The sequence below is a fragment of the Nostoc sp. EspVER01 genome, assembly GCF_034530635.1.
Lineage (GTDB): Bacteria > Cyanobacteriota > Cyanobacteriia > Cyanobacteriales > Nostocaceae > Nostoc.
In genome coordinates this window covers 24,913-51,054 of the sequence record NZ_JAVRCS010000014.1, presented here as the reverse complement: position 1 = coordinate 51,054, position 26,142 = coordinate 24,913, and the positions used below count along the sequence as shown (strand labels likewise).

Sequence of the window (26,142 nt, the reverse complement as noted above, 5' to 3'; positions counted from 1 at the left end):
GCCCAATGCCCAATGCCCAATGCCCAATGCCCAATACCCCAATCCCTAAACTTTTTGGAGAGATGGCAATGGTAACTATTAAAAAGAAAGCTACTCACAATCCCTTAGCTGAGTATATTGAACGCCTACAAAAAGGAGATGCATTAGTCCCCGATAGTCCAGAGAATGTCCTGGAAGTTGTTGGTATTCTTAAAAGCTATGGGGTAGTTTTAGATGCTTACTCAAAAAATCTTAACTATATTGCCGAACATCAGTTTTTAGTATTTTTCCCATTTTTTAAATACTTTAATGGAGAGGTTTCTTTTCAGAAATTACTCCGTCACTGGTGGCATGACCGAATTAATTTTGAATATGCCGAATATTGCATGAAAGGCATGATGTGGCATGGTGGCGGCGGATTAGATACGTATTTAGATACATCAGAATTTCAAGAAAGAGCGCAAGCCGTTATTGCCGCAAAATTTAAAAATAATCCCTTGATTCTGGGTATTAACCAACTGTTTCCAGATTTCTTAACAGAACAGTTGCGCGTCTCTGCTTACTACACTGGTTTAGGTCAATTCTGGCGAGTCATGGCTGATATGTTTCTCGACTTATCAGACCGCTACGACCGAGGCGAAATCAAATCGATTCCCCAAGTTGTAGACCACATTAAATCAGGGTTAGTAGCAAATGCATCAAACCCAATTACCTATGCTGTCAAAATTCGAGGTAAGGTCTATGAAATCATTCCCAAAAGTGTTGGTTTGACCTTCTTAGCAGATACAGCAATACCTTATGTAGAAGCAGTATTCTTCCGGGGAACTCCTTTCCACGGCACTGTTTCATACAACGCCCAAGCTTATCAAATCTCCCCAGATCAAAGTCGATTTCAATATGGCGCATTGTATGCCGATCCTTTACCCATCGGCGGCGCTGGTATTCCTCCTACCTTGTTGATGCAAGATATGCGTCATTATCTTCCAGAGTATTTGCACGAAATTTATCGTCGCAGTCTTCGGGGCGAAGATGATTTGCGAGTTCAAATTTGTATGAGTTTCCAAAAATCGATGTTTTGCGTGACGACAGCAACGATTTTGGGACTGATGCCTCATCCTTTAGATACTAAAGATCCAAATGAGCAAAAAGGCAATCGAGTTTATTTAGAGAAGTGGATGAGTCGGTTACAAACTTCGCGGTTGCTGGATGTGAATAAATGACAAATATTGGCAATGCAAAGCGATGAGCAACAGGGCAATATTGAAAAAGCAATTATCGAAGTATCCTCAAAGTATGTCACAGAAAATGGTATGGAAATTTCCGCTTCTGTGATGCTGGCTCTAGCTTACAAAGCATAAGCTAAAACAACTTTTTTGAAATTGCTTGAATCTGATGAATTTAGTAATTGTTGAAGTGTTTTTCCATGACAAAATTTATCAGCTTTTGCCCTCTACGCTCTACCTCTTGCTTTTTGATAACAATAAATCCCTGACTCTCAAAAAAAGGTTTAGCTGTAATACTGGCTTCGGTAAATAACTTTTCCACTCCTAAAGAATGTGCTTTTAATTCAATCTGTTCTAATATTTTCTTACCAACACCTTTCCTTTGAAAATCTTTATGACAATAGAAACGGTCAATATGACCATTAGCCTTTAATTCTCCAAAACCAATAATTTTGTCTTGTTCTTCTGCTACATAAGTAAACTTACTTCCTAAACTTTTAATCCAAACTTCAATATCCATGTTTGCTGGTGCCCAAGCAGCTACTTGTTCTTCTGTATAATCATGAATATTCACCTCATGAATAGTGTCGTAGAACAATTTCATAATTTGTTGGGTATCAGGCATTTCGTATATTCTTACTCTCATAAAGTAATTAACGATCGCTAACTCTAATTAAGAATATTATCAGTGTTGATGAGTGTGAATGTTTCCACAGTGGAGCATATTTGACGGCGCTATTCTCGCTTCATCAGAATAGACTTATGGTATGAATCTAAAGCCCTCACCCTAAATCCCTCTCCCAAGCTTGGGAGAGGGACTTTGAAATTCGCTGACGTTCAAGGTAAATTATTTTAGTACAAAAGTACTATTTGCTGCTAAAATGCCTTACAAGTCAGCTAGCCTTGTTTGAGGTAGTATGCAAAAAATCCAAAACATTGACAAAAAGACCGTTTTGCGTAAAGTTTCGTTGTTGCAGCCTAAATCTGTAACTACTGCGATAGTGCCACTCCGACCCCAAAAGGAAAAAATCATCAGCGAAGGGGAGCGTTTGATTGCACAAGTTGAACGTATCAATCGGATGGCAGGAGAGTTAGAAGCAGCGATATTCGAGTTGAAAGCGATCGCTAACACTCTGAATACTCAAAAAAGCTACCCAGTTCTCAATCAGGAGCCATGCAAAAATATTTGTCAGTATTTTACAGTTAGCGTTCCTTGGGTGAAACGAAAGCCTGATAACTCATTTATTTTGACGACGCGAAGAGTTGATTTATTCCGAGCCGAAAGGGAAGCCACACAGTTAGCACAGCAACTTCGTCAGCAAACCAAAAAAAGATTAGCATCGCAGCCACAGACAAAAAACAAGAATGGGGCTGAGGGTGACACAAAATGCTTGTTCAAAAAGGTGTTAGTCAACAAATCTTAAAATTATCAACATTCAACGGCATCTCACCCTTAAGGTTGTAACAGTTATGCTGATTGAAGTGGCAGAAGGAACTTATTCTTCAAAATTGTTAGATACTACACTGCCATTATTTCTTTGCAACCATAGTTGGTGACAAAGAGACAAAGCCGCCCTAATATTTGCACTTCCGTAAAACCAGAGTGTAACATCAGGGACAATCAATCAGCGCACAGAAGAGGTAAAAAGAAGGTGTTAAAGACACTTTTAGTGATTGCCGTTGGTTTTTTACCGTCCCTGTTTTCCCTGTGGATGATCCGTAGAACCCAGCGATCGCGCTTGCGGATGAGGCAAGCAGCCATGAATTTTCCAGTGATACAGGGACGGCACAACGTCAGACCTGTGGAAAGCGATCGCTATTATTTAGAAGGAGTGGGTTATTTAATTGGCGATATCAGCTGCAAGTTTAATGCTCGATCTGGCTATATCCGCTGTGCTATCAATCCCGAAGGCCCATGTAACGGTTGCCGTCACTACGAACCAAGAGAATTAACTGGTAATGAAAAAAGCACTTAAGATTCCTTACTCAATACTTAACCGACCTAAAATTACACGGATAATTTTCCAGCGATTCATAGCACTAGAACCAGGGAATGATAAAATCATTACTAATTATAATAATTTGTATTTACAAGCACTTTGAATATTTCTCTTTGCATGGTGAAATAAGAATGATTTAATAGAATTCGTGCAAAAGTGTAAATCTGCATTATTTTGTTTGCAGATTATAACCTTTACTATTAACTCTTGCCGAATATCTCATAACTAGATGATTATCTAACGATGAACAACGCGATCGCTCGGACAACAGCATTATTATCAACTTGCGCTTTGCTACTAACAGGCTGTGGTGGTGGCACTACCACAGTCACAAATTCTCCCACTAATACTCCAAATATTACCCCAAATACCACTGCAACCAATACCCCAGCAACAACAGCTACATTATCAGGTGGTATTCCCATCGGTATTGGTGTTGCCCAAACTAGCAATGTGGCATTACTGGGTCAAGAGCAAGTAGCTGGAGCCAAACTTGCCCAGAAGTATTTCAATAGTAAAGGTGGTGTTAATGGCACACCAATTAAATTAGTTTTTCAAGATACTAGCGGTGATGAAGCGGGAGCAATTAACGCTTTTCAAACATTAATTAATAGAGATAAAGTTGTTGGAATTGTAGGACCAACTTTGTCACAGCAAGCCTTTAGTGCCGATCCCATTGGCGAACGAGCAAAAGTACCAATTATTGGGCCATCAAATACTGCTAAAAATATTCCCGAAATTGGTGATTACGTTGCTCGTGTTTCGGCACCAGTTTCAGTTGTTGCACCTAATTCGGTGAAAGCGGCACTTAAGCAAAATCCCCAACTGAAAAAAGTCGCAGTTTTCTATGCCCAAAATGATGCATTTAGCAAGTCAGAAACGGAAATTTTTCAGCAAACAGTTAAGGATCAAGGACTGGAATTGGTAACAGTCCAAAAATTCCAAACCAGTGATACAGATTTTCAAAGTCAAGCGACCAATGCAATTAATCTCAAACCAGATTTGGTGATTATTTCTGGCTTGGCTGCTGATGGTGGTAATTTAGTTAGGCAATTGCGGGAGCTGGGTTATAAAGGCTTAATTGTCGGTGGAAATGGTCTAAATACATCGAATTTATTGCCAGTTTGTAAAGCACTTTGTGATGGAGTATTGATTGCTCAAGCCTACAGTCCAGAACATCCAGGTGAAATTAACGCGGCATTTCGTAAAGCCTATATTGAAGAATATAAAAAAGAACCACCCCAATTTAGCGCTCAAGCTTTTACAGCAGTGCAGGTTTATGTCGAAGCACTCCAATCTTTAGATAAAAAGAGCAAAATAAACAAACTACAGCTACCAGAATTACGGACACAGTTAAACAAACAAATACTTGAAGGATCATACAATACACCATTGGGTGAAATTGGTTTTACTCCCACAGGTGAAGTTGTACAAAAAGATTTTTATGTTGCTCAAATTAAAATGGAAAAAGACGGTAGTCAAGGTAAATTCACATTTCTAAAATAGTTGCTAAATGAATATCAATCTCTTTTTGCAGCAATTATTAAATGGGTTATCCATTGGTAGCGTCTATGCAATTTTTGCCTTGGGATATACCTTGGTTTATTCTATTTTGGGCATTATTAATTTAGCTCATGGCGCAATTTTTACCTTGGGTGCATATTTTACTTATGCACTTATGGGTGGGAACTTTGGATTTAATGGCTTGCTGGCTAATGCAGCCTTGCCGATAAAATTACCATTTGCTATAGCCTTAATTTTAGGAAGCACCTTAGCAGGATTGGTAGGGGTAGTGATGGAACGCGTTGCTTTTCAACCTTTGCGCCGTCAAGGCTCCGATCCTTTGCTAACTGTTGTTTCCAGTTTGGGGGTAGCAGTGGTAATTGTGAATTTAATCCAGTATTTAATAGGTGCGGAAAGTTATACATACCCCGCAAATACTTACGGTAATTTGCCACCTGCGATTAACTTTGGGAGTCCAGAAAACCCAATTCCGATTCGCAGTGTTCAGGTGGTAATTTTTACTGTATCAGTGGTGATTGTGGCAATTCTTACCTATTTTATCAATCGGACTAAATATGGTAAGGCAATGCAAGCGATCGCAGAAGATCCAACCACAGCTAGTTTGTTAGGAATTAATAGCGATCGCTTTATCATCCTAACATTCTTCATCAGCAGTTTTTTAGCAGGATTAGCAGGAACTTTAGTCGCCTCTAGTGTTAGTATTGCAGGGCCATATTTCGGCATTGCTTTTGGTTTGCGGGGTTTAGCGGTAATTGTCTTAGGTGGTTTAGGTAGTATTCCTGGTGCAGTATTGGGAGGTTTGTTAATTGGATTAGTAGAGGCGTTTGTCCCTGCTGATTATTCTGGATATAAAGACGCAGTAGCCTTTGCGATTTTGTTTATCATGCTATTAGTTAGACCCCAAGGTTTGTTAGGGCGGCGGTTTATTCAGAAAGTTTAAAGAGACGTAGCGCCATGAAAACATATACCAAACAAAAGTTAACTTTTGACCAATTTTTAGAACAGTGTCCAGAGTCAGGTTTATATGAACTTGTGGATAGAGAAATTGTAGAAGTGCGTGCAACTAGAAATCATGATGATGTCGCTGAGTTTATATTATTTAGTTTTAATCATGAAATTAAGCAACTAAATCTGAATTACGTAGTGAAAAATACAGCATTACTTAAAACTATAACTGCTAATGGAATAGAGCAAGGGCGCAAGCCTGATGTAAGTGTCATAGATAAAAAGAAATGGCGCTCAAATCGTTCTGCTTATGCTGCACTTGAAGAACCTATCCAGTTAGCTGTAGAGGTGACATCAACTAATTGGGAAGATGACTACATTGATAAATTAGATGAATATCAACGCTTAGGTATTACAGAATATTGGATTGTAGATTATTTGGCAATTGGGCTAAGAGAGTATTTGGGAAATCCAAAAGTTCCGGCTGTATTTGTTTTTCTATTAGATGATGAGGGTAAATACCAATGCACACATTTTGGAGGTTCAGAACAAATTGGATCGCGAACTTTTCCTGAACTGGCGCTGACAGCAGAGCAGATATTAACAGCTTAAGAGTTGATAAAAGCGATACTTTGATTAAGTTTAATCAAAATATATTAAATAAAATGGATGATTTTTTCGCTACTTACGCTTCTTTAATTGTCTCTATGGTATTAGGGGCGTTACTAGGGTTATCGCTTTACTTACCCCTAATGACAGGACAATTGTCTTTAGCTAGTCCAGGATTTTATGCTTTAGGTGGATATATTGCAGCAATTTTATCCACAAAATTTTTTACATCTAGCAGTAGTTTATTTCCAATTCCTTTGTTGTTATTGGAGATGTTAATTGCGGGTGTAATTTCTGGTTTGTTGGGTATCTTAGTGGGAATTCCAGCATTACGGTTGCGAGGAATTTATTTAGCGATCGCAACTATCGCTTTTGTGGAAGTTCTGCGCGTCATTTCCCTCAATTTAGATATTACAGGCGGTGCTGTCGGAATTTTTGGCATTCCTCAACCCTTCCAAACACAACTTGAATATTTATGGATTGCTTTGCCATTACTATTAATTAGTATGGTGTTACTTTATCGTTTAGAACGCATCCGCGTCGGCAGGGCTTTTATCGCTATCCGCGAAGATGAATTAGCTGCGGGTGCAATGGGAATCGATCCAACTTATTACAAAGTTTTGGCGTTTACATTGGGGGCTATGCTTGCAGGGGTTGTAGGTGCAATTAGCGCTCACTTCCTCAATACCTGGAATGCTCGTCAAGGTACTTTTGATGCCAGTATTATATATTTAACTTTTGTTTTAATTGGTGGTTCAAGAACTTTTTTAGGCCCGGTAATTGGAGGTATGGTATTTACAGCTTTACCAGAGATTCTGCGAAGCCTTGCTGATACTGGTGGTTTACCTAATTGGTTAGCACAGTTTTTGCGAGATGGTAGATTAATTATTTTTGGCTTACTAATAGTAATAGGTACAATATTTTTCCCGCAAGGACTAATTACTCCAGATATTTTTCAAAGGAAAAAACGAACCGCAAAGAAGTAATAATAGTTTCAGAAAGTTATTGCGTAAGTCTTATAATCCATAATAATATGCGAAAATGTCACATAGTATTCCAGGAACTAATAACAGCATTGTCTTAGAAGCAAGAGCATTAACTCGCCGCTTTGGTGGTTTAGTGGCGGTCAATAATGTATCTTTTAGTGTAAATCAACATGAGATTTTTGGACTGATTGGCCCTAATGGTGCTGGCAAAACAACACTGTTTAATTTGATTACTGCCTTCATTCCACCTTCTAGCGGGCAATTAATTTATCAAGGTGCAGAAGTTTCTCAACTGCGTCCTCATCAAATTGCGGCTTTAGGTATCGCCCGTACCTTCCAAAATATCCGTTTATTTGGGGAATTATCGGCGTTAGAAAATGTGATAGTTGCTCGACACTTACACACTAAAAGTAATATGATTACAGGAGTTTTGGGATTACCACCAGCACCTCGTGAAGAATTGAAGACTAAACAAAAAGCTTTAGATTTATTAGATTTGGTGGGATTGAGCGATCGCGCTGACGAAAAAGCCAAAAACTTTGCCTACGGCGATCAGCGGCGGCTGGAAATTGCCCGTGCTTTAGCATTACAACCGCAAATTTTACTTCTTGATGAACCAGCAGCGGGGATGAACCCCAACGAAAAGCAGCAATTGAGTGAATTTATCCGTAGTTTACGCGATCGCTTCAATTTGACGATCATTCTTATAGAACACCATGTACCATTAGTTATGGGTTTGTGCGATCGCATTGCGGTATTAGATTTTGGTCAATTAATTGCCTTGGGTGAACCATCTGTAGTCAGGAATGATCCGGCTGTGATTGAAGCTTATTTAGGAAATGATTGAATTTATGTAGCCAAAATACTCACAAATTCGTCTAAAGAACTCACAGCGATCGCGCTATCCATTAAAGTTTCTAATTGTTCCACACTTTCGCTCTCAAGCCTTGCTTCCACTTCATGAGGAATTTCGCCAAAGCGTCGTCGTAATACTCGTACTAACTGCCGTTGTACACCCTGCTGAAGACCTAGCTGAATACCTCTTTGCTCAATTTCCTGATACCAAGGCGATTCTCGCAATACTGCCATATCCCACCTCATGATTTGTTGCACTAAAGGTGTGTCTAACACAAAGCTAGCAAAAAATGCCAGCAATGATTCTAACTCGTTCAACTGTGCATCTGCTCTTAGCGCCTGTAGTGCGCGTTGCACAACTGATACTTCTCCCCCTCCTCGCAGGATTGGCACAAAGGGTAACAAGGATGGTAATGGTTGCTCAAATACTATTTCAGCATCGATTTCCCACAAATTAATTACGCGATAATCTTGGATAGCACGTAATCCCAAAAATTCCTGCTCGTAACTATTGACAATAGTTAAGGTGGATGGAGGCGGTAAAATGTTGATTAATACTGGGTAAGTTGGCAATCGGTAGCGTTCTTGTGCCAAGGCAGCATAAGCTCTCATCCGTAGAGGCATCTGTGCCGTGTAACGCAACTGTAGTTCATTTAATAATAGAAAATCTCCGTGAGTAGCACTGTATGCTTTCACCAACACATCTGTTTCGCGGCTAATCCAGTGAAACTCCGAGCCAAGAATTTCTTTCGCCACGACTTCAGGACGCTGTGTCACCCATTTTACCCATGCATCGGGAGCTAAATTAATTAATCGTTTGCTACCAATATCTGCTACTTTTGCCACAGGACACTTGATATCTTTACCAGTAATTAATGGTACATCATAAAGATTGCGGTATTGTGGCGTTGGTTTGAAGTTTCAGCAATGTCTACGACGGCTACGCCTACGCACTGTTTTAAGAAATGTAGGATTGATGTATCTTAGGTTTTGAATCAACATTTCTGGATATAAACCGCCGATGAAAGCCGATAGTAAGCCAAACTATACAATTTTAGAAGTTCAAGAACTTGATGTTAATTATGGCGGTATCCAAGCTCTAAAAAAGATTAATTTAATTATTCAAAAAGGCGAAGTGGTTACTTTAATTGGTGCTAATGGTGCTGGTAAAACTACCACACTCCGCGCTATATCTAAAGTAGTTAATCCTAAGAGTGGTGTAATTATCTATAATGGACATAATATTAACCGCCGCCAAACTCATGAAGTTGTCCAACTTGGTATCGCTCATTGTCCTGAAGGACGCAGAGTATTAGCGCGGCAAACTGTATTTGATAATTTACTTTTGGGTGCTTATATTCGCTCCAATCAAGCGGAGGTAAAAGCAGATATTCAGCGCCAATTTGAGCTATTTCCCCGCTTATCCCAAAGACGCAATCAACTAGCAGGAACTCTCAGCGGTGGTGAACAACAAATGTTAGCGATCGCACGTGCTGTAATGAGTAAACCACAACTCTTACTTTTAGATGAGCCTAGCTTAGGTTTAGCACCTGCGATCGTCCGGGAAATCTTCTCTATTATTGAAAATCTCCGGGCTACAGGCGTGACTATATTGTTAGTTGAACAAAATGCAAATCTTGCACTACAAATTGCCGATCGTGGTTATGTTCTAGAGGCTGGTTCTATAACTTTAACAGGCGCAGCATCAGAATTAATTAGTGATGAGCGAGTTAAAAAAGCTTATTTAGGGTGATGATTGTTAAAATTTTAAACGATATATGATTTATTGTTGTATATGAAAACTTAGGAAGTACAAGCAGATGGTAAAATCACCAACTAAGCCTCTAACTTTGGAAGAGTTTTTAAAACTATCAGAAACAAAGCCTAGCTTAGAATACATCAACGGTCAAATTATTCAAAAGCCAATGCCACAGGGAAAACATAGTATTCTTCAAGGTGAACTAGTCAGTAATATCAATTCTGTAACCAAACCTCAAAGAATTGCCCTTGCATTTCCAGAATTGCGATGTACTTTTGGCGGGCGTTCAATTGTCCCTGATATAGCTGTGTTTGCTTGGGAACGGATTTTATTAGACGAGCGTGGAGAAGTAGCAAATGTCTTTAAGACATATCCAGACTGGACAATTGAGATTCTTTCGCCCGATCAAAGCCAGACTAAAGTAACTGGAAATATTCTACATTGTTTAAAACATGGTAGTTGCTTCGGTTGGCTGATTGATCCAGATGAGCATTCTGTTTTGGTTTATCCACCAAAGCAGCAACCAGAACTTTTACAAGAAGAACAAGAAATATTACCAGTTCCCGATTTAGTTAGCGATTTTCAATTAACTGTAGGGCAACTATTTGGATGGTTGAAGTTGTAATCAATTGTATAAATTCTTCTCTAGCTTTGCGAATACTAAAGGTAGTAATTTACTAAAGTCAGAGCGAGATAATGGATTTCGTGAATTTAATAAAAACGGGTAATAGTTGGAAATTTGCGACTGAAGCTGATTTAGAAGATTTTGTTTGGGCTAATTTAAAGGAACTTTTCGGATTAATTCCGCTAAAGCGACAATATTATGTTAAAGGTCAAATTTGCGACATTTTAGCATTGAGGGAAGATAAACAGTTAGTGGTGTTGGAATTGAAAAATGCTGAAGATAGATATATTGTTCAGCAGCTAACTCGATATTATGACGCTTTACAGGAAATCAAACCTTTAGAAGACGAAATAGATTATCAGCAACCTATTGGTTTAATAGCAATTAAGCCTAATTTTCATAGAGATAACTTTATAGACAAAAAATATCATCATTTATCTATTGATTTTTTTGAATTCGCAGTTTTACTAGAGGAGTTTAACTATTATTTACAGATAAAAAACTTAGATAATGAGAAAGTTTTAAAAATAGAAATTCCTCATCAGAACAGAGAGAGAAATTCAGATATACCTCCATCTTCTAGAGGGCTGTTGAATCGTCTAGCCAAATGCTCTTATGAACAACAAGAAGAAATATTGAAAATTCGTCAAAAGGTTCTTACCTTTGATAAACGGATGGAAGAAATATCTTCTGTTGTTAGTTTTAAATATGGAAATGGTAATAGCAAAACAAGTAAATTCTGCGCTGAATTTTACTTTGATAGCAAAGGAATACCAATTATATTTTTATGGTTAGGTTTAAAGAATAATAAGAGTGACCGCATAAGTAGAGCAAGAATTTGGACAGATTGGCAAGATAATGCTTTGTTAGAGGGATATGTACCAAGTGGAATTGGTGTAAAGATGAATTTATCCAAAAAGACACTTTCAAATAGAGTAAAAATAATGAATGAAATAGTAGCAAATAAAAATTCAAATTATCGAACAAATAAATATTTTAGTCAATATTCTAAGGATAGAAACAGAATAACTAAGAAACTTAATAACTCAGAGCCTTTAACATACGAGGAGAGGCAATTACTAGAAATTGATGCAAATGAATTTACTCTTGTTATCGGGGGTGGAAGACTTAATACATATAAATTTGAACGCTATGATTCTCTAAATGGATTAGTTGATGTAGCTTTAGAAAAATGGCTAAAAAGGCTATAAGCAAAGTATCACTATCATAATCTTAAACATTTCAGCAGATTATTATAGTCGATGTTGTTTTAGATGCTTGGCTAAAAAGGCTTTAAGAAAAACTACATTGACAGTACTTATAACTTTTCCTAATCATTAGTATTATTAAATATTATTACGATTTTTGTCCTATATTAATATTTGCAGGCCTCCTTGCAGATATCTATATATTTGTTTAGCGGCGAATTCTATTCACCGGAATGATTAAACTTATGAGTCAAATAGTCTGGATAGCAAGACACGCTAACCGCCTCGACTTTGTAAACCCCGATTGGTTTCTCACCGCCGAACGACGCTACGATCCACCGTTGTCTGATGATGGTATGCTTCAGGCACAGCAGTTAGCTAGACGATTGAAAAAAGAAAAGATTGGACATATTTTCGCTTCTCCTTTTCTGCGAACCGTACAAACAGCAAACGCAGTTGCAGAAATGCTCAACTTGCCGATTAAACTCGAAACAGGTTTGAGTGAATGGCTAAACCCAGTTTGGATGACGGAAGAACCTGAAAGACTCTCAACTCCAGCTTTAGCGAAGTTATTCCCCAGAATTGACACCAGCTATACCTCGCGTATCGCCGCCAAATTTCCTGAAACCCACGAAAAAGTGCGAGAACGTTCTGGACAAACTGCTAGATGTTTAGCTACTGAGTTCTTCCCAGAGGATATACTGCTAGTGGCGCATGGTGCATCTGTGTTGGGCGGAGCAATGGGACTAGTGGGGGAAATTGCCAAAACAGAAGTTAAGGCTTCTTTGTGTTCTTTGGTAAAAGTGGTACGCCAGGAACCAGAATGGTTATTGGAACTAACGGGAGATACTTCCCATTTAACCCACATAGAAGAAGTTATTCGATTTGCTTAAACCTCTGATAGAGATTTGCGTTCATGCCTTCTGCTACGTTGGGTATATCCTACAAAAAAAGTAATTAATTCACGAATAAATTCTATGACTTTGTTACTAGCAGGAGACATCGGCGGGACGAAAACTATTCTGCGATTGGTTGAAACATCAGATTCACCAGCTTTACATACTATTTATCAGGAAAGTTACCACAGTGCTGATTTTCCCGATTTAGTACCTATAGTGCAGCAGTTTTTGGTCAAAGCTAATACACCTATACCAGAAAAGGCTTGTTTTGCGATCGCAGGCCCCATTGTCAAAAATACGGCCAAACTAACCAATTTAGTCTGGTTCCTGGATACCGAACGTCTAGAAGAAGAATTGGGTATCCCGCACATTTCTTTGATTAACGACTTCGCCGCCATTGGTTACGGCATTTTAGGTTTACAAAAACAAGACTTGCTGACGTTGCAAGTTGGCAAATCTCAACCTGAAGCCCCGATTGCAATTATTGGCGCTGGTACTGGTTTAGGCCAAGGATTTTTAATTAGACAGGGAAACGACTATCAAGTTTTTTCTTCAGAAGGTGGACACGCTGACTTTGCCCCTCGGAACGAGATGGAGTTTCAACTATTGAAATACCTGCTGGGTAAACATGATATCCAGCGCATTTCTGTAGAACGCGTGGTTTCTGGAATGGGAATTGTGGCAATTTACCAATTTCTGCGCGATCGCAAATTTGCCGCTGAATCACCGGATATTGCCCAAGTCGTCAGAACTTGGGAACAAGAAGCGGGACAAGAAGAGAAAAGTGTCGATCCCGGTGCTGTCATTGGTACGGCTGCACTAGAAAAACGCGATCGCCTTTCGGAACAAACTTTGCAATTATTTATAGAGGCTTACGGTGCAGAAGCCGGCAATCTCGCCCTGAAACTCCTACCTTACGGTGGCTTATACATCGCTGGTGGAATTGCGCCCAAAATCCTGCCCTTAATCCAAAACAGCGGTTTCTTATTAAATTTCACCCAAAAAGGTAGAATGCGCCGCCTCCTCGAAGAGATCCCGGTGTATATTATCCTCAACTCGCAAGTCGGCCTAATTGGTGCTGCTTTATGTGCTGCTAGGTTATAACAGCTGGCATCATCAGTGAGATCAGCATCTCAAAGGGCAAAAAATATGACAGTTAAAAGTCTGTTACCACTAATAGCCGCCACGATAGTCTGTGGTGGCTCTGTTCTTGTGGAAGCGCGTCAACCCAAATCTCCGGTAGCTGTTGTCAAACCAAAGGTTTCTCAACCCGTGCAGCCAAAATGGAAGTTATATACTGCTCCAGATGGACGTTTTACAATTTTGATGCCGGGAAGCCCTAATAGAAATACCGAATCCCAAAAAACTTATATGGGGGAAATTAACCTAGAAATATTTGTCGCTCAACCACCAAAACAGCAAGTAGCATACATAGTTGCTTACAATGATTTTCCTTATAGTTACGGTGAAATGGCTGATCCTCAAGCTGTACTTAATAATGCACGGGATATGGCTTTAAAGACTACGAAAAGCAATTTAATTAGTCAACGAAACATTCGTAGTTACAATAATCATCCCGGCAAAGAAATTCAGTACATCAATTCTGGAGGGAAAATTACTATAAGTAGAATGTATGTTGCCGAAGGAAGACTATATCAAGTAATGGCAATCACTACAAAAAAACAGCAAAAGACATTAGCTAAAACCATTACTGGGTATTTAAATTCTTTCAATGTAGTTTTAAAAAAGTGAGATAAATAAAACTTCTACTATATTAGCCCTGCAATTGATTACAAGGCTAATATAGGGTTTTTGTTACCACAAAAGCTCAAATTATTGAGTCAGATTGCAGCAGCAACATTTGAGGATGGTCAGTACTTTTTTGAGCAACGCATCGTTGAGCAATATATTGGTGACTATATTCAGAATTTGACCAACGTGCCAATGGATGCAGAGGAACTGCAAGTAGAAAGCGAAGCGGCACTGAAAGCAATCGAAGCTCAACATGGACTACTGGCAGAACGGGCACAGGGAATTTTTTCTTTCTCTTATCTGGCCTTTCAAGAATACTTCACAGCCAAGCAAAAGATACGACAGTTCGAGCATTTTATTTGGACTTGAGTCGGACTCCTCACGTAGCTCCTCACTTTGTTCTAGCCAGCAGCCTCGACCAAGGGATGTTTCTGGATGCAGCATTAGATGCTGTTGCTGGAGTGTGCAATTGTTCGCCCATATCCACGCCTGTGGAGATGCTCTCTCGACTATTCTGGGTATTGTTCTGGATGTTGGACTTTATAAATCTCCGCAACAACTTTCTGACCAATTACCCAATTCTCGTAAAAGTCAAGAACGGTTTGGGCTATGGTGTCAGACGAACTATTCAACCTGGGCTGAACAGTTAAAGACAACAGTGATTTATTATCGAAAAATTAACCACCAGTGGGAGTTTAGCCTTGAACAACAGCAAGTGTTACAACATTACTATGATGCTAATCAGTTACGACTCGATTGCCTACATAGCAATTGTGAAGTAACCCCTGCTATCAGGCAAGAAATTAAAGCCACCTTATTATTGCCTCAAAAGGAACTTGAGGACAGGGAATGGGAATAGTTTTGTTGATTAATTCTTTACAGCTATTTTCAGTTCATTGAACCACAGATTTTTGGAGGTAACATACCGCGCAGTTTTTTGAAAAGTTTTTCTACGTTTTATGTCGTAGTTAATCAATTCATTTAGGAAATCAAACAACACGCGCTCATAGTATAAGAACAGAACCTAGTAATTGTAACCATTAAATGGTTCTCTGCTACTTTTTATTTGACCTATCTGGTTGTCTCATCACCTTAAGACTACAGATTTTTCAGATCGCTTTGCCCTTAAAGCCCTAATCGCAGGTCTTATTATGAATTTAATCAATGACTTTTGCTTGGCAGTTGGGATACTCAAAGGTGTACAAGTACTCGTGGTAGACAACGATCGCGATAGTAGAGATTTGTATACTTTTTTACTGGAAGACCTGAGCGCAAATGTGATTACCGCTGGTTCCATAAAAGAAGCTTTAGAAATCCTGAGTTGGTTCACGCCCAACATTATTGTCAGTGAAATTAGGTTTTTAGGTGAAAGTATTTATACATTGCTAAATACATTGAATGCTATAGAGGCAGACAATGGTAAGCATATCCCAATCATTGTGACTTCAACATCTACCACAGGTACTTGTGACCAAATTCCAGATGTAGAGTTTGAAGAATATTTACTTAAGCCATTCAACCTTGACGAGTTTGTTTTTATGATTGTGAATCAAGTACAGGAAAATGTGGCGGAAAATTTTTGCACCGGGCTGCTAGTTGCAAACTAGTAGGTAAAGTTAAGAAAAATCGTAGGTTGGGTTGAACGAAGTAAAATCCAACAAAGCCTTGAGAATGTTGGGTTTCGTTCCTCAACCCAACCTACGCCAGTTGTAGTTTTTAGCCTTAACCCAAGCGTATTGCCTTAAAGACTGGTTTTGTAAAAGTAGACCATCGCTGCGTTAGCCTCCGGCGTAACACACCCTACGAAAATTGTTAGCAAGGATGCAGTTAAAGCTTTGCTGTCAGCTTAGTGCTAGAAAATGAAACTTGTATGATCGTTGTTAAAGTTCCTCTTTCGCAATATTATGAGCGAATTACAGACCCAACTAGCAACCGATACCTGGATAACAGCAAATTGGGATGAATATATCCAAATAATTGAAAATCCTGCCTACGAAAAAGCTAAGGGCTACTACCACAATGGACAGATGAGGATTGAAATGCCGCCACTAGGACATGACCACGCCTGCGACAATACAATTATTGCCTTTGCTGTTAACCTTTTTTGCACAATCAAAGGCATCTCTGCCAAAGGCTTAACTAATTGTACATATCGGAAAACAGGCTTTAAGGAAGCTCAACCTGATGTGTCTTATTATATTGGTGAAAATGCTGATGTCATTCCCTACGGTACTTCTATCATCAATTTAGATATCTATCCACCACCAGATTTAGTTATTGAAGTGGCTAATACCTCACTTGCTGACGATCAAGGTGAAAAACGACTTTTATACGAAGATTTAGGAGTGAAAGAATACTGGATTTTAAATGTCCAGAATGTCCAAGTTATGGCTTTTGCCATTGAAAACCAAGGTAGTAGGCGGATTACAGAATCTCAGGTATTACCAGGATTAGCTATTTCTTTATTAAACGATGCATTACGGCAAACTCGTCAAATAAATCAAAGTCAAGTTGGTGCTTGGTTATTAACCCAATTTCAGCAATAATTACAAACTGCTTTGCGGTAGGGAAAAAGCAAAGGATACAGAGCAACTAAAGCGCGATCGCACTATAGCAATCCTATCTGATTTGTGAGAATTGCCAGCCGTAGATTCCCAGCTTCTCAAAAAAGTCGGGGATCTTGTTTCTCACGAATGGTTCAATATTACACTAATATGCTGTGGCTAAAGTCACCCTTTCAGGTGAAGACATACAGAAATCCGAATGCCTAGTATGAAGGAAGATTAAGCAACTGTGAAGCAAATTATGCGTCTAGTTGTTAGTTAACTCATACAAATTTAATCCCAAAGCTTTAACAACTCCGTACTCTCCACTTGTCCTCTAACTAAAAAATATTCTTATACAGCAAGATTTACAGGTTTCTATAATATGGCTACGTACATAGAAATTCCAGTTATTGGCAAAGTTAAGTATCCATTGCGCTGGCTGATGGGGCTAATGGCGGGGAGTGCTTTGGTCGTGGGTACTATAACAACTTACACCTTGGTAAATCAAGGGACAAACAAAGAAGATATTGCTCAACTAACTGTGCCAGTTGCAGCCCAAAACGTCACGTTGCGGATTACAGCTAGTGGCAAAGTCGTGCCAGTTCAGAGTGTAAATATTAGTCCGAAGAACCCCGGAGTGCTGTCGCAATTATACGTGGAACAAGGCGATCGCATTCAACAAGGGCAAATTCTCGCCCGCATGGATAGCGCTGGTATTGAAGCCCAAAGAAGCCAATACCGTGCTAACTTAGCCCAAAGTCAAGCACAGCTAGCGCAAGCCGTTGCTGGTAGTCGTCCTCAAGAAATCGCTCAAGCTAAGGCGCGATTAGCCCAAGCTCAAGCCCAACTAGCTGCGGCTAAGGCTGGTAATCGTCCTCAAGAGATTGCTCAATCTCAATCACAAGTGGATGCGGCTCAAGCAAGGGTGAATTACACCAGTGAACAGGTAAAGCGTTATCAATACTTATATAAAGAGGGAGCAGAGAGAAAACAATTACTCGACCAAGCCATCAGCGACGACAAAAGTGCTAGAGCTAGTTTAGAAGAAGCGAAAAAACGATTGTCGTTAGTCCAAAGTGGTTCTCGGACTGAGGAAATTGACCAACGCCAAGCCGCTGTTAACGAAGCACGGGCAGCATTGGTACTGTTAGAAGATGGCACCCGTTCTGAAGAAATTGTCCAGCGTCAAGCCGCTGTTGCATCCGCTGAGGCTCAGTTAAAGGGTGTACAAGTGCAGTTGGAAGATACTATTATTCGCGCTCCTCTGTCGGGAATTGTTACCCAAAAGTATGCCGAACCAGGTGCGTTTGTCACACCCACAACTTCTGCATCTACTAGTGCATCGGCAACTTCTAGTTCAATTGTCGCCGTAGCAAGGGGTTTAGAAATATTAGCTCAAGTTCCCGAAGCCGATCTTGGCAGAATAAAACAGGGACAGCAGGTGGAAATTGTCGCCGATGCCTACCCCGATCAAGTTTTTAAAGGTCATGTACGCCTGATTGCTCCAGAAGCAGTGGTGGAACAAGGTGTGACATCCTTCCAGGTGCGGGTTGCTCTTGATACTGGTATAGATCAACTGCGTTCTGGCTTAAATGTGGATCTGACTTTTTTAGGCGATCGCGTTAATAATGCCTTGGTGTTACCAACGGTGTCAATCGTCACCGAAAAGGGTAAAACTGGCGTACTCGTACCCGATGCAAAAAATAAACCCCAGTTCCGCGAAGTTACAGTTGGGGCACAAATTCAAGACCAAACTCAGATTTTAGGGGGAGTTAAAGAAGGCGATCGCATTTTTGTTAACCCACCCAAAGACTACAAAATCGAAAAAGCCAAAGAACAAAATAATTCGTAATTTAAGATATGAATTTTCTCGAAAGCATGAATATGGCGGGGAAAACCCTGCTATCAAATAAGCTGCGTAGCGCCCTCACGATGTTGGGTATAGTTATTGGCAACGCTTCGGTGATTGCCATGATTGGCATTGGCGAAGGTGGGCAAAAGTATGTAAATAAACAGTTGCAGTCATTAGGACCAAATGTGTTATTTGTACTGCCAGGTAATCAAGAAACTCAGCGGATATCCTTTGAAGTACCAAAAACTCTAGTGTTGCAAGATGCGGAAGCGATCGCTTCTCAAGTCCCAACAGTAGTAGGAGTTGCACCAGAGTTAAACAGAAGACAGGTAGTTACATACCGCAACAGAAACACCGATGTCAATATTATTGGCACAACTCCCTCCTTCCTATCTGTGCGGGATTTTGAAACTGCTAAAGGCAGGTTTTTCTCTGAGGTAGACATCAAGCGAAGTAACCAAGTCGTAGTGCTGGGTGGAGATTTGGCAGAAAAACTATTTGGTAATAGTAACCCTGTAGGACAGCAATTGCGAGTTGGAAATACCAGCTTTCAAGTAATTGGGACGTTAATAGCCAAAGGTTCCAGCGTGGGAGCAGATTATGATGATGCTGCCTTAATACCAATTACCACATCAGCAAACCGACTTGTGGGCAAGAATTCTCCTTATGGTATTGCCTTAGATTATCTCGTTGCTGCCGCTCGTGATTCCGAGAGTGTGGATGCAGCCGAATTTCAAATTACTAATTTGCTGCGTCTACGACACAAAATTAATGGTGAAGATGACTTTACTCTTCGCAGCCAAAAAGATGCTTTGCAAACTGTCGGTCAAATTACAGGTGCATTGACAATTATGCTAGCTGCGATCGCAGGTATATCCCTGTTTGTCGGCGGCATTGGCATTATGAATATTATGCTCGTCTCCGTCACCGAACGCACCCAAGAAATCGGATTACGAAAAGCGATCGGTGCAACTGAGCAAGATATTTTGCTACAGTTCATCATTGAGGCAGTGATTGTTTCCGCAGCCGGTGGTTTAGTTGGGACTGCGGTTGGTATCAGTGGCATCCTATTAGTGGGAGCCTTGACTCCTTTAGAAGCGAGTCTTTCTCCTGTAGCAATTACTATGGCAGTTGGTGTCTCTGGGGCTATTGGTTTATTCTTTGGCGTTGTTCCTGCACGTCGCGCTGCTAAACTCGACCCCATTGTGGCTTTGAGAAGTGCTTAGTAGGTATTGAGCCGAGAGACGAGTAAAAACCTGCAAGATGGTCTGGAGAATGTTAATATACATACCTTTCAGAAATTTTTAAGTAAAATTTGCAGGAGAGCGCAAATCTTGGGTTTACGTAAATTTAGCCAAGTTATTTATAAAAACATATAAATAGTTAATTATTAAAAGTTTGATGAAACTGACATAAGAATAGAGACGATTGTATAGAAATAGACCTAGTATCGAAATAGAGGGTAAAAGTCTATACAAATTCCATAGGATATTTTATATTCAGACGTTGTATCATCAATGCCTATTAATGCCACATACATAGTAGGCAATTACTGTCGTGAATACACTTATGGATTGATATAAACATCTCTCTAAAATACAATCCCATTCTTTAAATCTTAGACCGTATCAAAAGTGAAAAGCAAATTTTTCCATTTATCAGCTTCAGTTTTACTAGCTACCGGAATCGGTGGTACATTTGTGGCTGCACCAGCACAGGCAGCTGTATGTAGTACCAGCAACATCTCTCTTGGTGGAGTAGATGCTACAGCTTGTGCAGGCGCATTTTCTGGTAATGACACAGGTGCAGGTAATCCTTTAGAAACTCTTTTGGATGGTGGACTATTTGCCAGTTCTGTCGGTACTGCTGATTGGACACTACTTGCTAAATCTGATGAATCAAACTCTCTGTTTACAGCAGCCAACGGTACTAATATTGGCAGTTGGAGTCTTTCTCAGCCATTAACTAGTAACACTTTTGTAGTAAGTCTGAAGAGCAGCACTAAATACAGTGCCTATCTATTCAAAGATTATGATTGGTCTCAAGGTTTGACAGGAGTTTTCAATACCATTGGTGTTGATTTAAATGGTCGTGGGAATGCAGGGAAAGATTTATCTCATGCTTCCTTATTCGTTTCTAATATCAAGAGTAATCCAGATCCTCAAGCAGTTCCAGAACCAGCTACTTTACTTGGTTTAGGTTTAGTTGCTAGTGGTATGGTAATTTCTCGTCGTCGTAACTCACGCTAATAAGCAGCCAGTAATTTTAATTGGCGCAGAGTATAAAAAACCCGGTTTTTCAAAAAACTGGGTTTCTTAATTTAAGGCATTTTTGAAACCAAATTATGGGCCTTGGTGGTATATGGTATTGAGCCACGGTATGCGTCAATATTGTTCGGTTAAGACAAGAGACGCGATGAATTGCCGTCTCTACAATAATTAGTCTTTCGTCGTGACGGCAATTTATCGCGCCTTTAGCGATCTAGAATTTTCATCAATAAGCTATTTTCAGGTAAATAGACCATGCGGTAGGCCTTGCGCTCCTACGACAGGTGTGGTTCAAATACATGAAAACTGCTGTAATCTTCCTGATTAGGTTGAGTTGGAGAGATGTCTGCTAAATAATTCACTAAATCACTTTAACTGTTGAAATCCAACAGCACCTCAGCTAACTCTTCTAGTTAGAGCGATCGATAAAAGCTTCGATGTGCGATCGCTACAACCCATTGAAGTAATTTTGCTGAAAAACGGGAAGACTATGGTTAATCCCTAATGGGGAAATTTCTATAAAAATCCTGAACAGCAAAATGCTCAAAAAATCTCTACTTAACTGTTTAATTTTACCTTTTTCTCTAGTGCCCTGGCTCTGTGTGGGAACGCTTTTTGATTCCCAAGCCAATGCTTTACCAGGACAAAGTACAGAAGAGGTAGGCACTTGGATTAAAGCACATCCGACACTCCGCCCCAGGAGAGGGGAGCAATTATTTGTGCAAAAGACTGATACTGCTGCACAACGATTCACTTTTCAAGCGTCGGTATTGCCTCCTGGTAGAGTGGAGTTTTCTAAAGACCGTGGCACAATTCGGACTGAGCGCATTACTATGTATGATGCTATTAACGGCATGACATTTGCGCGTCTCCAAGAATCCCTGCGGGTGATTTATGGCTTGGAGATTTATCAAGATTACGATCGCGCCCAAGTCGTGTATCAATATCCCAACCAGAAGGTAGTTAATTCGGCGCGTTTGGCTAAAACTCCGATTCGGGAAGCCTTAAAGGGAGAATTACGAGTAGGCGATCGCTATGTATATTGGGTGGAAGTTGCCCAACCCAAGACGGGCAAAGCTTTTACCGGTCAAATGACCGTTTTACTCAAAACTGATCTAAACAAGTTAGAAAATGAACTGCAAATTCGTTAATAGGCATCTGAGTGCTGAGTGCTGAGTGAGAAGTAAGGAATTATTTTCCTTGCTCCCCTGCTCCCTGGTCACTGAGCGAAGCCGAAGTGCTGCTCCCCTGCTCCCTCATCTCTTCCCCAACTCCATCGGAGCTAAGGTTTGCCATATACCCGAAAAGATACTTTCAGCTGCTAAGGAAATTCGTAGTAAATCTTCTTTGAGTAGTGGTGGCCAATCAACTCCGGCTTTACGCCCTGCGCCAAATAGCTGTTGCGCCTTAATGCTTAACTGATAAAGGGCCAAAGCCAGTTCTCGGTCTAGGCTCTTTGCATCTTTGAGGGCTTCAAACACCACTTTCAATGCCAACAAAATCGAAGTTATCTGACCGGGTACCGGCGGTTTGCCCTGTTTCATACGCGTTAACAGCGCATCTGGGTTTTCCTCGGTTGTGATTGTCTGATCTATGAGGAGTTTCCTAGCTGTTTCGTAATTCATGTAGTCAGTTTAGCGCACATTTTGCTTCAGCAGTAATACTTAATTAAAAAGTCATAAAACGGCTTTCTAGTTATTTATAGCAATCTCTGATGATTTGTGAAATGATAGGCGTGGGGAAAATGATCGGGAATTGACGATGCTCTAGGTTAACCAGATAAACTGAATATAATATCTTTGAAAAATACACCTTACTAGGAATTAGAAGTCAAATGATCTCACCGAATTTACTAGAAATTGAGCGCTCCATCCTTGCCTTGTCTGTGGAAGAACAACTTTGGCTGTTAGAAAGCATTGTTCGACAAATCCGAGAAAGGGAGTATGAAAAAGATAAATCTTCTGATGCTAAAAATCTAGAAGAACAACTGCAATTAACACCTGTTGAGCCAAAAATTCAAACACAAATTGCTGCTATAAATGATGAGTTTGCAATTTCTGAAATTCTCTGATAGGTAGAAATAAAAATTATGAAATCGCCAGACATAAAGAATTAAATATACAAGTTATCAGTGAGCGATCGCTTAAAATTACTGACTGCGATCGCAATCTCTAAATTAATCATTTACATCACAAAAGCAGTTTTATTCAGTAAGAAAAACAAGCTTTTACGTAATCTAGATTGCCAAACTGTTTTCGTTTACACGGAGATGTGGCGATCGCAAATTCCCTTTTAATTTTGTTTCATCTATCTTTACGATTCACCCCCATTATGGTATACCACTGTGGTAAATACGCTTTGATAATGTTGCAGATTATCAGTCAATAGGGACAATCTCGCAAAAGCAAATTTTAACGGTGCTTATTACATTGTTTGAAGTTATGTAGCCTTTTGATTACGGCCTATCAACCACTGCGGTAGACTATGCGTTGATTATGATTCTTTCGCAGAGAAGAACACTCGAAAGGAGCCGTTTTTTCAATGTCTCATACCGTAAAAATCTACGATACCTGCATTGGCTGCACCCAATGCGTCCGCGCTTGCCCTACTGATGTACTTGAGATGGTTCCTTGGGATGGCTGTAAAGCTGCTCAAATTGCCTCTTCACCCCGTACAGAAGACTGCGTGGGCTGTAAGCGTTGCGAAACCGCTTGTCCCACCGACTTTTTGAGCATCCGGGTTTACCTGGGCGCTGAAACAACTCGCAGTATGGGTCTAGCTTACTAAAAAGCTGAGTGCTGAGTGCTGAGTGCTGAGACAAAAAGAAGTTAATCAGAAACACAATTTCTTGATTCTTCACTCGGAACTTGGAACTCGGCACTCAAGTCTTTTAAGTGTCGCAATAGCAAGCACCTTTATGATCGTAGAGTGGACACTGCCCACCTTACGAAATCGCAATTTTAGATTGGGGATATAATCTCTGGGTATCTAAATCCTAGAAGCTGTATTTGTACCGTCAAGTCAAAAGCTGACGGGGAATCCGCTGTAAAAAAAACCTAAAATCTATAACAATACCTAGTGGTAGAGGGAGTAAAATACTCCCTTTTTTCTTTGCAAAACGTCCACTTTATGCTACCTACTATACTGGATTTAATCATCCTGAAAAAAAAGTGGCGTGAAGAATGTGCGGAATTGTTGGATATATAGGCACTCAAGCGGCGACAGACATTTTACTAGCTGGACTGGAAAAACTAGAGTACAGGGGCTACGATTCGGCTGGAATCGCCACTGTTTGGGAAGGTGAGGTAAATTGTGTGCGGGCAAAGGGTAAACTCCATAACCTGCGTTCTAAACTGGAACAAATAGAAACCCCTGCCCAAATTGGTATTGGTCATACACGCTGGGCAACTCATGGTAAACCAGAAGAGTACAACGCCCATCCCCATTTGGATACAGCAAAACGAGTAGCTGTGGTGCAAAATGGCATTATTGAAAACTACCGCGAGTTACGCGAGGAACTCAAAGCAAAAGGACACCAGTTTCTTTCTGAAACCGATACAGAAGTAATTCCCCATTTAATAGCCGAATTTTTAAAGAATCTTCCTCCCTCATCTTCCTCATCTCCTTTCCTAGAAGCAATTCGCCAAGCTGTTAACCACCTAAAAGGGGCATTTGCGATCGCAGTTATTTCTGCTGACTATCCCGATGAATTGATTGTTGTCCGCCAACAAGCACCTTTAGTAATTGGTTTTGGGCAAGGGGAGTTATTTTGTGCCTCTGACACCCCTGCGATCGTTGCCTACACCCGTGCCGTACTACCTCTGGAAAATGGCGAAATTGCCCGCCTCACACCTTTGGGCGTTGAGATTTACAATTTTGCTGGCGACAGGTTGAAAAAACAACCCCGGCTGCTCAACTTCAATCCGGCAATGGTAGAAAAGCAGGGATTCAAACACTTCATGCTCAAAGAAATCCATGAGCAACCAGGGGTAGTAAGAGCGAGTTTAGACGCTTACTTTAATCCAGCCGAATCTACTGAATCGCCAATCAATCTTGGTTTACCTGCGGATTTATACACTGATTTAGAACAAATTCATATTGTCGCCTGTGGTACGAGTTGGCACGCAGCATTAATCGGAAAATATTTACTCGAACAATTAGCAGGAATTTCAACTCAGGTACATTACGCTTCTGAGTATCGCTATGCACCATCGCCTTTGACATCTAATACTTTGATCGTTGGCGTTACCCAATCGGGTGAAACTGCTGATACCCTAGCAGCTTTGACGATGGAAAAAGAACGTCGCCAAGGGAAAGAACCTAAATATCAAGCGCGACTACTGGGGATTACCAATCGCCCAGAAAGCAGCCTTGGTCATCTAGTGCCGCATATTATCAGTACCCTCGCAGGAATTGAAATTGGGGTAGCAGCGACGAAAACTTTTACCGCCCAACTGATGGCGTTTTATGCTTTGGCATTGGATTTAGCAGCCCGTCGTCAGACAGTTTCAAAAGACACATTAGATCAAATTATTAATGGGTTACGGCAGATTCCCAAAGAAATTGAAGCAACTTTAGAAAGTCAAGAACGTTTAACCGAACAGTTAGCCCACGAATTCGCCGAAACCCAAGATTTTATTTTTATAGGCAGAGGAATTAACTTTCCAATTGCTTTAGAAGGCGCGTTGAAATTAAAAGAAATCAGTTATATTCACGCCGAAGGGTATCCAGCTGGAGAGATGAAACACGGCCCGATCGCCCTTTTAGATGCGAAAGTGCCAGTAGTTGCGATCGCAATCCCTGGTAGTGTTTATGAAAAAGTTATTTCTAATGCCCAAGAAGCCAAAGCCAGAGATTCTCGGTTAATTGGCGTGACTCCCGTCAACGATGGCGAAGCTGCGGAAATCTTTAACGATCTTCTTCCCGTCTCTCATGTAGAAGAATTACTTTCTCCGATTCTGACAGTAGTTCCTTTGCAATTATTGGCTTATCACATTGCCGCCCGTCGCGGTTTAGATGTTGACCAGCCAAGAAACCTGGCTAAAAGTGTTACCGTAGAGTAATATTTTTTACAAAATTTTATATTTTTGTGGAGGAATAATTCGGTTAAACA

At 40.3% G+C, this 26,142-nt stretch carries 28 protein-coding genes and 1 pseudogene; 26 read left to right on the top strand and 3 right to left on the bottom strand.

Going from position 1 to position 26,142, the window contains the following annotated elements; all coding sequences use genetic code 11:
- The first annotated feature begins 68 nt into the window (after window positions 1-68).
- The gene (locus RMX69_RS14540; protein WP_289798911.1) at window positions 69-1,199 is read left to right on the top strand and encodes a CO2 hydration protein; all 1,131 of its coding nucleotides are present in this window, start codon (window positions 69-71) and stop codon (window positions 1,197-1,199) included.
- A 12-nt stretch (window positions 1,200-1,211) separates the two neighbouring features.
- Complete coding sequence (locus RMX69_RS14535) at window positions 1,212-1,337, top strand: hypothetical protein (protein ID WP_322637871.1); 126 nt, start codon at window positions 1,212-1,214, stop codon at window positions 1,335-1,337.
- 40 nt (window positions 1,338-1,377) lie between these two features.
- Here RMX69_RS14535 and RMX69_RS14530 read toward each other — a convergent pair whose 3' ends face one another.
- Window positions 1,378-1,848: a GNAT family N-acetyltransferase gene (locus RMX69_RS14530; RefSeq protein WP_409878361.1), complete on the bottom strand. Its 471-nt coding sequence runs from the start codon at window positions 1,846-1,848 to the stop codon at window positions 1,378-1,380.
- Between the two features lie 271 nt (window positions 1,849-2,119).
- Between RMX69_RS14530 and RMX69_RS14525 the strand changes: the two genes are divergently transcribed.
- From RMX69_RS14525 to RMX69_RS14495, 7 genes are all read left to right on the top strand, one after another.
- Window positions 2,120-2,626, top strand: coding sequence for a hypothetical protein (locus RMX69_RS14525; RefSeq protein WP_322637869.1), 507 nt, complete (start codon window positions 2,120-2,122; stop codon window positions 2,624-2,626).
- Window positions 2,627-2,854: 228 nt separating this feature from the next.
- A complete protein-coding gene (locus RMX69_RS14520) occupies window positions 2,855-3,178 on the top strand; it encodes a DUF6464 family protein (protein ID WP_322637868.1) in 324 nt (107 codons plus the stop codon).
- 267 nt (window positions 3,179-3,445) lie between these two features.
- Window positions 3,446-4,708, top strand: a complete 1,263-nt coding sequence (locus tag RMX69_RS14515; protein WP_289798905.1) for an ABC transporter substrate-binding protein — start codon at window positions 3,446-3,448, stop codon at window positions 4,706-4,708.
- Window positions 4,709-4,715: 7 nt separating this feature from the next.
- The gene (locus tag RMX69_RS14510; protein WP_289798904.1) at window positions 4,716-5,666 is read left to right on the top strand and encodes a branched-chain amino acid ABC transporter permease; all 951 of its coding nucleotides are present in this window, start codon (window positions 4,716-4,718) and stop codon (window positions 5,664-5,666) included.
- Between the two features lie 14 nt (window positions 5,667-5,680).
- A complete protein-coding gene (locus RMX69_RS14505; RefSeq protein ID WP_322637867.1) occupies window positions 5,681-6,283 on the top strand; it encodes a Uma2 family endonuclease in 603 nt (200 codons plus the stop codon).
- Between the two features lie 53 nt (window positions 6,284-6,336).
- A complete protein-coding gene (locus tag RMX69_RS14500) occupies window positions 6,337-7,266 on the top strand; it encodes a branched-chain amino acid ABC transporter permease (protein ID WP_322637866.1) in 930 nt (309 codons plus the stop codon).
- A 55-nt stretch (window positions 7,267-7,321) separates the two neighbouring features.
- Entirely contained in the window at window positions 7,322-8,113 is a 792-nt protein-coding gene (locus RMX69_RS14495; protein WP_322637865.1) for an ABC transporter ATP-binding protein, read from the top strand.
- A gap of 2 nt (window positions 8,114-8,115) precedes the next feature.
- On the opposite strand, the gene RMX69_RS14490 is transcribed toward RMX69_RS14495, so the two are convergent.
- The gene (locus RMX69_RS14490) at window positions 8,116-8,967 is read right to left on the bottom strand and encodes a DUF4351 domain-containing protein (protein ID WP_322637864.1); all 852 of its coding nucleotides are present in this window, start codon (window positions 8,965-8,967) and stop codon (window positions 8,116-8,118) included.
- 175 nt (window positions 8,968-9,142) lie between these two features.
- On the opposite strand from RMX69_RS14490, the gene RMX69_RS14485 reads away from it, so the two are divergent.
- The 13 genes and pseudogenes from RMX69_RS14485 to RMX69_RS14420 all read left to right on the top strand — a co-directional run bounded on the left by RMX69_RS14485 (window position 9,143) and on the right by RMX69_RS14420 (window position 22,180).
- A complete protein-coding gene (locus RMX69_RS14485; RefSeq protein WP_118169733.1) occupies window positions 9,143-9,874 on the top strand; it encodes an ABC transporter ATP-binding protein in 732 nt (243 codons plus the stop codon).
- A gap of 67 nt (window positions 9,875-9,941) precedes the next feature.
- On the top strand, window positions 9,942-10,505 hold the full coding sequence (locus tag RMX69_RS14480; protein WP_289795932.1) for a Uma2 family endonuclease: 564 nt from the start codon (window positions 9,942-9,944) through the stop codon (window positions 10,503-10,505).
- A gap of 80 nt (window positions 10,506-10,585) precedes the next feature.
- Window positions 10,586-11,716, top strand: a complete 1,131-nt coding sequence (locus tag RMX69_RS14475) for an endonuclease NucS domain-containing protein (protein ID WP_322637863.1) — start codon at window positions 10,586-10,588, stop codon at window positions 11,714-11,716.
- 242 nt (window positions 11,717-11,958) lie between these two features.
- Window positions 11,959-12,606, top strand: coding sequence for a histidine phosphatase family protein (locus RMX69_RS14470; protein ID WP_289795934.1), 648 nt, complete (start codon window positions 11,959-11,961; stop codon window positions 12,604-12,606).
- 84 nt (window positions 12,607-12,690) lie between these two features.
- Window positions 12,691-13,716 (top strand): glucokinase, encoded by a 1,026-nt coding sequence (locus tag RMX69_RS14465; protein ID WP_322637862.1) that lies wholly within the window; start codon window positions 12,691-12,693, stop codon window positions 13,714-13,716.
- Window positions 13,717-13,761: 45 nt separating this feature from the next.
- Window positions 13,762-14,364: a hypothetical protein gene (locus RMX69_RS14460; protein WP_289795935.1), complete on the top strand. Its 603-nt coding sequence runs from the start codon at window positions 13,762-13,764 to the stop codon at window positions 14,362-14,364.
- 54 nt (window positions 14,365-14,418) lie between these two features.
- Window positions 14,419-15,223, top strand: a pseudogene (locus RMX69_RS29440) (NACHT C-terminal helical domain 2-containing protein); the annotation flags it as partial.
- Between the two features lie 292 nt (window positions 15,224-15,515).
- On the top strand, window positions 15,516-15,971 hold the full coding sequence (locus tag RMX69_RS14445) for a response regulator (protein WP_322637859.1): 456 nt from the start codon (window positions 15,516-15,518) through the stop codon (window positions 15,969-15,971).
- Window positions 15,972-16,268: 297 nt separating this feature from the next.
- A complete protein-coding gene (locus RMX69_RS14440) occupies window positions 16,269-16,910 on the top strand; it encodes a Uma2 family endonuclease (protein WP_322637858.1) in 642 nt (213 codons plus the stop codon).
- A 382-nt stretch (window positions 16,911-17,292) separates the two neighbouring features.
- The gene (locus RMX69_RS14435; RefSeq protein WP_322637857.1) at window positions 17,293-18,762 is read left to right on the top strand and encodes an efflux RND transporter periplasmic adaptor subunit; all 1,470 of its coding nucleotides are present in this window, start codon (window positions 17,293-17,295) and stop codon (window positions 18,760-18,762) included.
- Window positions 18,763-18,770: 8 nt separating this feature from the next.
- On the top strand, window positions 18,771-19,988 hold the full coding sequence (locus RMX69_RS14430) for an ABC transporter permease (RefSeq protein WP_289795941.1): 1,218 nt from the start codon (window positions 18,771-18,773) through the stop codon (window positions 19,986-19,988).
- A gap of 408 nt (window positions 19,989-20,396) precedes the next feature.
- Window positions 20,397-21,011: a PEP-CTERM sorting domain-containing protein gene (locus RMX69_RS14425; protein ID WP_322637856.1), complete on the top strand. Its 615-nt coding sequence runs from the start codon at window positions 20,397-20,399 to the stop codon at window positions 21,009-21,011.
- Between the two features lie 557 nt (window positions 21,012-21,568).
- The gene (locus RMX69_RS14420; RefSeq protein ID WP_289795942.1) at window positions 21,569-22,180 is read left to right on the top strand and encodes a hypothetical protein; all 612 of its coding nucleotides are present in this window, start codon (window positions 21,569-21,571) and stop codon (window positions 22,178-22,180) included.
- 105 nt (window positions 22,181-22,285) lie between these two features.
- Here RMX69_RS14420 and RMX69_RS14415 read toward each other — a convergent pair whose 3' ends face one another.
- Window positions 22,286-22,654 carry a Dethiobiotin synthetase gene (locus tag RMX69_RS14415; protein ID WP_094351640.1) on the bottom strand — a complete coding sequence of 123 codons (369 nt, stop codon included), beginning with the start codon at window positions 22,652-22,654 and terminating at the stop codon, window positions 22,286-22,288.
- A 209-nt stretch (window positions 22,655-22,863) separates the two neighbouring features.
- On the opposite strand from RMX69_RS14415, the gene RMX69_RS14410 reads away from it, so the two are divergent.
- The 4 genes from RMX69_RS14410 (at window position 22,864) to glmS (ending at window position 26,092) form a co-directional block, all read left to right on the top strand.
- Window positions 22,864-23,100 (top strand): hypothetical protein, encoded by a 237-nt coding sequence (locus RMX69_RS14410; RefSeq protein ID WP_289795944.1) that lies wholly within the window; start codon window positions 22,864-22,866, stop codon window positions 23,098-23,100.
- A 60-nt stretch (window positions 23,101-23,160) separates the two neighbouring features.
- Window positions 23,161-23,325, top strand: coding sequence for a hypothetical protein (locus RMX69_RS14405; protein WP_322637855.1), 165 nt, complete (start codon window positions 23,161-23,163; stop codon window positions 23,323-23,325).
- Between the two features lie 245 nt (window positions 23,326-23,570).
- Complete coding sequence (gene psaC, locus RMX69_RS14400; RefSeq protein WP_012411495.1) at window positions 23,571-23,816, top strand: photosystem I iron-sulfur center protein PsaC; 246 nt, start codon at window positions 23,571-23,573, stop codon at window positions 23,814-23,816.
- Between the two features lie 395 nt (window positions 23,817-24,211).
- A complete protein-coding gene (glmS, locus tag RMX69_RS14395; RefSeq protein ID WP_322637854.1) occupies window positions 24,212-26,092 on the top strand; it encodes a glutamine--fructose-6-phosphate transaminase (isomerizing) in 1,881 nt (626 codons plus the stop codon).
- Window positions 26,093-26,142: the final 50 nt, after the last annotated feature.

What these genes read in the sequence shown, in the direction of transcription:
- RMX69_RS14515 (WP_289798905.1), top strand. Translation starts at nt 3,446, where the DNA reads ATGAACAACGCGATCGCTCGGACAACAGCATTATTATCAACTTGCGCT.
- RMX69_RS14525 (WP_322637869.1), top strand. Translation starts at nt 2,120, where the DNA reads ATGCAAAAAATCCAAAACATTGACAAAAAGACCGTTTTGCGTAAAGTT.
- RMX69_RS14465 (WP_322637862.1), top strand. Translation starts at nt 12,691, where the DNA reads ATGACTTTGTTACTAGCAGGAGACATCGGCGGGACGAAAACTATTCTG.
- RMX69_RS14530 (WP_409878361.1), bottom strand. Translation starts at nt 1,848, where the DNA reads ATGAGAGTAAGAATATACGAAATGCCTGATACCCAACAAATTATGAAA.
- RMX69_RS14415 (WP_094351640.1), bottom strand. Translation starts at nt 22,654, where the DNA reads ATGAATTACGAAACAGCTAGGAAACTCCTCATAGATCAGACAATCACA.
- RMX69_RS14500 (WP_322637866.1), top strand. Translation starts at nt 6,337, where the DNA reads ATGGATGATTTTTTCGCTACTTACGCTTCTTTAATTGTCTCTATGGTA.
- psaC (WP_012411495.1), top strand. Translation starts at nt 23,571, where the DNA reads ATGTCTCATACCGTAAAAATCTACGATACCTGCATTGGCTGCACCCAA.
- RMX69_RS14445 (WP_322637859.1), top strand. Translation starts at nt 15,516, where the DNA reads ATGAATTTAATCAATGACTTTTGCTTGGCAGTTGGGATACTCAAAGGT.
- RMX69_RS14430 (WP_289795941.1), top strand. Translation starts at nt 18,771, where the DNA reads ATGAATTTTCTCGAAAGCATGAATATGGCGGGGAAAACCCTGCTATCA.
- RMX69_RS14480 (WP_289795932.1), top strand. Translation starts at nt 9,942, where the DNA reads ATGGTAAAATCACCAACTAAGCCTCTAACTTTGGAAGAGTTTTTAAAA.
- RMX69_RS14485 (WP_118169733.1), top strand. Translation starts at nt 9,143, where the DNA reads ATGAAAGCCGATAGTAAGCCAAACTATACAATTTTAGAAGTTCAAGAA.
- RMX69_RS14420 (WP_289795942.1), top strand. Translation starts at nt 21,569, where the DNA reads ATGCTCAAAAAATCTCTACTTAACTGTTTAATTTTACCTTTTTCTCTA.
- RMX69_RS14510 (WP_289798904.1), top strand. Translation starts at nt 4,716, where the DNA reads ATGAATATCAATCTCTTTTTGCAGCAATTATTAAATGGGTTATCCATT.
- RMX69_RS14470 (WP_289795934.1), top strand. Translation starts at nt 11,959, where the DNA reads ATGAGTCAAATAGTCTGGATAGCAAGACACGCTAACCGCCTCGACTTT.
- RMX69_RS14495 (WP_322637865.1), top strand. Translation starts at nt 7,322, where the DNA reads ATGTCACATAGTATTCCAGGAACTAATAACAGCATTGTCTTAGAAGCA.
- glmS (WP_322637854.1), top strand. Translation starts at nt 24,212, where the DNA reads ATGTGCGGAATTGTTGGATATATAGGCACTCAAGCGGCGACAGACATT.
- RMX69_RS14440 (WP_322637858.1), top strand. Translation starts at nt 16,269, where the DNA reads ATGAGCGAATTACAGACCCAACTAGCAACCGATACCTGGATAACAGCA.
- RMX69_RS14435 (WP_322637857.1), top strand. Translation starts at nt 17,293, where the DNA reads ATGGCTACGTACATAGAAATTCCAGTTATTGGCAAAGTTAAGTATCCA.
- RMX69_RS14535 (WP_322637871.1), top strand. Translation starts at nt 1,212, where the DNA reads ATGCAAAGCGATGAGCAACAGGGCAATATTGAAAAAGCAATTATCGAA.
- RMX69_RS14505 (WP_322637867.1), top strand. Translation starts at nt 5,681, where the DNA reads ATGAAAACATATACCAAACAAAAGTTAACTTTTGACCAATTTTTAGAA.
- RMX69_RS14410 (WP_289795944.1), top strand. Translation starts at nt 22,864, where the DNA reads ATGATCTCACCGAATTTACTAGAAATTGAGCGCTCCATCCTTGCCTTG.
- RMX69_RS14540 (WP_289798911.1), top strand. Translation starts at nt 69, where the DNA reads ATGGTAACTATTAAAAAGAAAGCTACTCACAATCCCTTAGCTGAGTAT.
- RMX69_RS14460 (WP_289795935.1), top strand. Translation starts at nt 13,762, where the DNA reads ATGACAGTTAAAAGTCTGTTACCACTAATAGCCGCCACGATAGTCTGT.